The 6000-nt window shown below is 65.2% G+C and carries 7 protein-coding genes; 4 read left to right on the top strand and 3 right to left on the bottom strand.

Annotated elements, in window-relative coordinates; genetic code table 11:
- Positions 1 to 7 precede the first annotated feature (7 nt).
- Positions 8 to 259, top strand: coding sequence for an ATP synthase F1 subunit epsilon (locus RH91_RS11485; protein ID WP_029623801.1), 252 nt, complete (start codon positions 8 to 10; stop codon positions 257 to 259).
- 84 nt (positions 260 to 343) lie between these two features.
- Positions 344 to 1870, top strand: coding sequence for a CpaF family protein (locus RH91_RS11480; RefSeq protein ID WP_026046492.1), 1527 nt, complete (start codon positions 344 to 346; stop codon positions 1868 to 1870).
- Between the two features lie 94 nt (positions 1871 to 1964).
- On the opposite strand, the gene RH91_RS11475 is transcribed toward RH91_RS11480, so the two are convergent.
- The 3 genes from RH91_RS11475 to phaR form a co-directional block, all read right to left on the bottom strand.
- A complete protein-coding gene (locus RH91_RS11475; RefSeq protein WP_010162898.1) occupies positions 1965 to 2603 on the bottom strand; it encodes an FxDxF family PEP-CTERM protein in 639 nt (212 codons plus the stop codon).
- A 184-nt stretch (positions 2604 to 2787) separates the two neighbouring features.
- Positions 2788 to 2928, bottom strand: coding sequence for a hypothetical protein (locus tag RH91_RS22835; protein WP_232283483.1), 141 nt, complete (start codon positions 2926 to 2928; stop codon positions 2788 to 2790).
- A 44-nt stretch (positions 2929 to 2972) separates the two neighbouring features.
- The gene (gene phaR, locus RH91_RS11470; RefSeq protein WP_010162897.1) at positions 2973 to 3542 is read right to left on the bottom strand and encodes a polyhydroxyalkanoate synthesis repressor PhaR; all 570 of its coding nucleotides are present in this window, start codon (positions 3540 to 3542) and stop codon (positions 2973 to 2975) included.
- A 19-nt stretch (positions 3543 to 3561) separates the two neighbouring features.
- On the opposite strand from phaR, the gene RH91_RS11465 reads away from it, so the two are divergent.
- Together RH91_RS11465 and RH91_RS11460 are read left to right on the top strand one after the other, a co-directional pair.
- Positions 3562 to 4662 carry an alpha/beta fold hydrolase gene (locus RH91_RS11465; RefSeq protein ID WP_010162896.1) on the top strand — a complete coding sequence of 367 codons (1101 nt, stop codon included), beginning with the start codon at positions 3562 to 3564 and terminating at the stop codon, positions 4660 to 4662.
- A gap of 59 nt (positions 4663 to 4721) precedes the next feature.
- The gene (locus tag RH91_RS11460) at positions 4722 to 5894 is read left to right on the top strand and encodes an acetyl-CoA C-acetyltransferase (protein WP_010162895.1); all 1173 of its coding nucleotides are present in this window, start codon (positions 4722 to 4724) and stop codon (positions 5892 to 5894) included.
- The last annotated feature ends 106 nt before the right edge of the window (positions 5895 to 6000 follow it).

The following is a 6000-nucleotide window of genomic DNA, read 5'->3' as shown; positions in this document are numbered from 1 at the left end:
ACATAAAATGCTGCACTTCGAACTCGTCACGCCCGAAAAGCTGGTCCGCTCGGAATCGGTCCATATGGTCGTCGTCCCCGGCACCGAAGGTGATTTCGGCGTGCTCGAGGGCCATGCGCCGGTCATGTCGACGATCCGCGACGGTGCGCTGTCGGTGTATCGCACCGCGGACTCCACCCCCGAGACGATCACGATCGAGGGCGGTTTTGCCGAGGTCATCGCGCGCGGTCTCACCGTGCTGGCGGAGCGCGTCGCCTGATTGAAAGACGTCCTAACGTGCGTAGTTAGGCAATTATCAACCGTTCGCTCTTAACCCTGATCGCATCATGGGAAAGACAGCGGCATGAGTGCATTTGGACGGCGACCCGGCATGGCCGGAGCGGGTGCCCGCCCCGCGTTCGGCGTTGCCCGCCCGATGCAAGGAGGCGGTGCCCGGCCCGCCGACAACGAAGCAGGCGGGGAGCAATTCCCGCCGCTGCCGATCCCCCCCCTGCCCGGCGAAATCGATGCGTTCGGGTCGATCCCGCCACTCCAGCAGGACGCAATGCAGCGTCTTGCCGACCGGCAGGCGTCGTCGGGCGATGCGGGCAGCAGCAAGGTCGAGGGTTTCGAAAGCTCGATCCACAAGATCAAGGAACAGGTGCTCCCGCGTCTGCTTGAGCGCGTCGACCCCGAAGCCGCTGCGACGCTCGACAAGGACGAGCTCGCCGAGGAATTTCGCCCGATCATCGGCGAAGTTCTCGCCGAGCTGAAGCTGACGCTCAACCGTCGCGAGCAGTTCGCGCTCGAGAAGGTGCTGGTCGACGAGCTGCTCGGGCTGGGTCCGCTCGAGGAGTTGCTTGCCGATCCGAACATCACCGACATCATGGTCAACGGCCCCGACCAGACCTATGTCGAGCGCAAGGGCAAGCTCGAGCTCGCGCAGATCCAGTTCCGCGACGAGGAACATCTGTTCCAGATCGCGCAACGCATCTGCAACTCGGTCGGGCGCCGCGTCGACCAGACCACGCCGCTCGCCGACGCCCGCCTCAAGGACGGTAGCCGCGTCAACGTCATCGTGCCCCCGCTATCCCTGCGCGGCACCGCAATCTCGATTCGTAAGTTTTCCGCAAAGCCGATCACGCTCGACATGATGGCGGGCTTCGGCTCGATGTCGCCGAAAATGGCGACCGCGCTCAAGATCGCAGGCGCGTGCCGCTTCAACGTCGTCATCTCGGGCGGTACCGGCTCGGGCAAGACGACGATGCTCAACGCTTTGTCCAAGATGATCGACCCCGGCGAGCGCGTGCTGACGATCGAGGACGCGGCTGAACTTCGCCTCCAGCAGCCACACTGGCTCCCGCTCGAAACCCGCCCCGCAAACCTTGAGGGCCAAGGCGAGATCAGCATCCGCGATCTCGTCAAGAACGCGCTGCGTATGCGCCCGGATCGCATCATCCTCGGCGAAATCCGCGGCAGCGAGTGTTTCGACATGCTCGCTGCGATGAACACCGGTCACGACGGTTCGATGTGTACGCTCCACGCCAACTCCCCGCGCGAGGCGCTCGCGCGTATGGAGAACATGGTGATGATGTCGGACATCAAGGTGCCGAAGGAAGCGATCTCGCGCCAGATCGCTGATTCGGTCGAGATGATCATCCAGGTGAAGCGTCTTCGCGACGGTTCGCGCCGCGTGACCAACGTGACCGAGGTGATCGGGATGGAAGGCCCGGTGATCGTCACGCAGGAACTGTTCAAGTTCGAATATCTCGACGAGAGCGCCGACGGCAAGATCATCGGCGAATATCGCTCGATGGGACTGCGCCCCTACACGCTCGAGAAGGCGCGGACGTTCGGGTTCGACCAGGCGTATCTCGAGGCGTGCCTGTAAGCCGACGCAGGTCCGGTTCGACCGACGATGGGCGTGAAAAAGCCGCCGACCCGAGGGGACCGGCGGCTTTCCGCATTACCGTGATCGGTATCGCTTACGCAGCGTAGGAAACGCGCGTCGTGATCTTCTGGCGGCGACGCATCGCGAAGCCGACCGCGCCGAAGCCCGCAAGCATCATCGCCCAGGTCGCCGTTTCCGGCACTGCACTAACCGTGCTGGCGTTTGCCGAATAGGTGAAGGTGGTGCTGCTGGCCTTGCCGCTCTGCGACGACACGGCGAGGGCGAACGTACCCGCGGCTGCATCCGCCGCCACGCCGTTGGAGAAAACGCCGGTCCCGGTGATGTTGATGCTCGTTCCAAGCGCCGACCGCGTGAAGCTGGCGTTCGCGAAATCGAGCGTCAGGTCGCTACCGGCGAAGGTCAGGAACGGACCCGAGAACGGATTGGCGAACGCCCCGAGCGCGATGTCCGAGATAAACACAACCGGACCAAGCCCGATGAAGTCGCCCGTCTGGTTGCCGATGATCGCGGTGCCCGCGGTGCCATATCCATTGCCGGAATTGGTAAAGGCATCGCCGAAATCGAGGCCGGTTGCGGTGAGCGCCGTGCCGCCGATGAATGTCCCGCCAAACGACAGGAGGCTGAACGAGCCCATGATCGGCGCGGCATAAGCCGGCGCGGCGAAACCAGCGACCGCTGCGGCGCTGACCAGGAGTCGAGTGAGTTTTGACATGATGGATCCTTTAAAGCTGCCCGCTTACGTCGCGAGGCTGGCGGAAACCTTAACAAATCATGTACGGCTCGCAAGTGCTTAGTTTCGAACGTGTTTCAGGTTGATACATCGGAGGGATGACGCTCCGACTCGCGGATTGAAGTCCCTCAGGCACGACGAGCGGACGGCCCTTCCGACCAATGCCCTATCGCTGCGCAGCAATGACGCACACAACCGCGGCGATCACCGCCCCCATCTGGACGGTGCGCCAATCCAGCCATCCGACCCGGTCAAGATTGGTGCGGCGCACCGTACGGCGATCGGCGAATTCGGCGAGGACCGCCACGCCGAACGCAACCGCAGCGCCAACCCATCCCATCGCCGCCGCACTCAGCTTCCGAGCTTCTCGACTTTCTCGTTCAATCGCCCGAGTTCGGCCTTAAGCGCGGCAATTTCCTCATCCTTTGAAACGCTTCCCGCCGCAGGCGAGGCGGTTCCGGGGGTGACCGGCGCTCCGCCAGTCTTGAAAGCGGTCGTGGCCGCCTCGAACATCGCCATATTCTGCTTGGCAAGCTCTGCGAACGGCGAGTTGGCGAATGCGCCCTCGACCGCGGTCTTGAACTGCTGCTGGTTGCGGCGGAAGCTGTCCATCGACGCCTCGAGATACCCCGGCACCATCGCCTGCATCGAATCCCCGTACATCGCGATGAGCTGCCGCAGGAACGGCACCGGCAGCATGGTCTGGCCGCGCTGCTCCTCTTCCATGATGATCTGGGTGAGGATATTGTGCGTGATATCCTCCTCGGACTTGGCGTCGATCACCTTGAAGTCGCGCCCCTCGCGCGTCATTGCAGCGAGATGCTCGAGCGTGATGTAAGACGACGTCTCGGTGTTATAGAGGCGGCGGTTTGCATATTTCTTGATCGTCACCGGGCCGTCGCCCGGAATGGTCTTCTTCATCGAGAAGCGCTCCCCGCATATGGTCTTGACAACCTTACCACCATTTCTTGCGGCGCTGCAACACGGCGGTTCCGACCAACTCCGCGGCCCACGTCCCCTCCCGCTGTTCCTCGATATGCTGCACGAACACACCGCAGCATCGCCCGATCGCCGCGCCGCGGCGCTGGCAGGCCTGCGCGCCTACCAGCAGGCCCCCCGCGGCGAGCCGCCCAGGCGCGCACCCGTGCGCTATCGCAAGGCCGGCGCGCGCGTCCGGGATTACGCATCGCGCGGGTCGAACGGTCGCGCGGTCCTGTTCGTGCCCTCGCTGATCAATCCACCGCATATCCTCGATCTCATGCCAGAGCGGTCGTTGCTGCGCTGGCTCGCGGCGCAGGGGCATCGTCCGTTTCTGCTCGACTGGGGGACACCCACGCCCGACCGCGACGGTCCCGACATCGCCGCATTGGTCGAGCGGGTGCTGCTGCCGCTGATCGCCAAATTCCCCGAGCCCCCCGTGCTCGCCGGCTATTGCCTCGGCGGCACGATGGCGCTGGCCGCCGCGGCGGGGACCAACGTCGCGGGGCTGGCGCTGATTGCATCGCCATGGCGGTTCGCAGGACTGGGGTCGACCGCGCGCAGCGATATCGCGCGTTTGTGGGAGGCGGCGGGTCCGGCGTGCGCGACCATGGGGCTGGTCCCGATGGAAGTCCTGCAAAGCGGGTTCTGGCGGCTCGACCCCACGCGGACGATCGCCAAATACGAGGCCTTTGCTACGGTCCCACCCGGCACACTCGCCTTCCGCCAGTTCGTCGCGATGGAGGACTGGGCCAACGCCGGTGCCCCCCTGCCCTATAACGCTGGCCGCGAGCTGTTCGAGGATTTCATCGGGAGCGACACCCCGGGCACCGGCCACTGGTCCGTCGGCGGGGCCCCCGTCGATCCCGCCGCGATCGCCTGCCCGACGATCGATCTCGTCTCGCGCAACGACCGGATCGTGCCCGCGGCGACCGCGGCCGATCTCCCCGACCGACGCGATCTGGGCGCGGGGCATGTCGGGATGGTCGTCGGCAGCGGTGCCCGCGCACAACTGTGGGAGCCATTGTCGGACTGGCTAAACGCGCTTCCCGACCTTAGATAAAGACCCTGTTTCGACCGTCGCGATCTCGTCGTGACCCCCGTTTCCCACAGGAGCTTGCCATGCAGGACATCGTCATCACCGCCGCCAAGCGCACTCCGGTCGGGAGCTTCCTCGGTGCCTTCGCGGCGACACCCGCGCACGAGCTCGGTCGCGTCGCGATCGAGGCAGCGCTGGCGCAGGCAGGCGTCGCGGGCGAGGACGTCTCCGAGGTGATCCTCGGACAGGTGCTGACCGCCGCGCAGGGTCAGAATCCCGCGCGCCAGGCGTCGATGGCGGCGGGAATCCCCAAGGAAATCCCGGCCTGGGGCGTCAACCAGGTGTGCGGCTCGGGGCTGCGCGCGGTAGCGCTGGCGGCGCAGTCGATCGCCTGCGGCGACGCGACGATCATGGTCGCGGGCGGGCAGGAATCCATGTCGATGAGCGCGCACGCGCAGACGCTGCGCGGCGGCCAGAAAATGGGGGACCTCAGCCTCATCGATACGATGGTGAAGGATGGTCTCACCGACGTGTTCAACGGCTATCACATGGGAATCACCGCCGAAAACCTTGCCGAGCAATATCAGATCACGCGCAGCGCGCAGGACGACTTTGCGGTTCGGTCGCAGAACCTGGCCGAAGCGGCGCGGTCGAGCGGGCGGTTCCGCGACGAGATCGCGCCGGTCACGATCAAGGGGCGCAAGGGCGACACGATCGTGTCCGACGATGAATATATCCGCGCCGGCGCGACGCTCGAGAGCGTCTCCGGGTTGCGCCCGGCGTTCAAGAAGGACGGCACCGTCACTGCCGCGAACGCCTCCGGCCTCAACGACGGTGCAGCGGCGCTGGTGTTGATGAGCCGCGCCGAGGCCGAACGCCGCGGCTCGCCGATCCTCGGGCGGATCGCGAGTTGGGCTTCCGCCGGGGTCGATCCTTCGGTCATGGGGATCGGCCCGGTCCCGGCAACACGGCGCGCGCTGGAAAAGGCGGGCTGGACGATGGCGGACCTCGACTTGATCGAGGCAAACGAGGCGTTCGCCGCGCAGGCCCTCTCGGTCGGCAAGGAACTCGGCTGGGATGCAGAACGCGTCAACGTCAATGGCGGCGCGATCGCGATCGGGCATCCGATCGGTGCGTCGGGCGCGCGCGTGCTGACGACGCTGCTATACGAGATGGCGAAACGCGACGCGCGCAAGGGCCTGGCAACGCTGTGCATCGGCGGCGGGATGGGGATCGCGATCTGCATCGAGCGGTAGCGATCCCATATGTGACAAGATTGTCACGTAGCTAAACAATTCTTGTTAATCAGGTGTTCAGGGAACGGAACCGTCTTGCGAGATGGTTCCGTTTCGGTTTCTTCTA

The sequence above is a fragment of the Sphingomonas sp. PAMC 26617 genome, assembly GCF_000242835.1.
Lineage (GTDB): Bacteria > Pseudomonadota > Alphaproteobacteria > Sphingomonadales > Sphingomonadaceae > Sphingomonas.
The sequence above is the reverse complement of the archived record's forward strand: the minus strand, read 5'-3'. Positions and strand labels throughout refer to the sequence as shown.

Bases quoted from the DNA above. Each gene is read 5' to 3' on its own strand.
- RH91_RS11485 (WP_029623801.1), top strand. From the start codon at position 8: ATGCTGCACTTCGAACTCGTCACGCCCGAAAAGCTGGTCCGCTCGGAA.
- RH91_RS11480 (WP_026046492.1), top strand. From the start codon at position 344: ATGAGTGCATTTGGACGGCGACCCGGCATGGCCGGAGCGGGTGCCCGC.
- RH91_RS11475 (WP_010162898.1), bottom strand. From the start codon at position 2,603: ATGTCAAAACTCACTCGACTCCTGGTCAGCGCCGCAGCGGTCGCTGGT.
- phaR (WP_010162897.1), bottom strand. From the start codon at position 3,542: ATGAAGAAGACCATTCCGGGCGACGGCCCGGTGACGATCAAGAAATAT.
- RH91_RS11465 (WP_010162896.1), top strand. From the start codon at position 3,562: ATGGTCTTGACAACCTTACCACCATTTCTTGCGGCGCTGCAACACGGC.
- RH91_RS11460 (WP_010162895.1), top strand. From the start codon at position 4,722: ATGCAGGACATCGTCATCACCGCCGCCAAGCGCACTCCGGTCGGGAGC.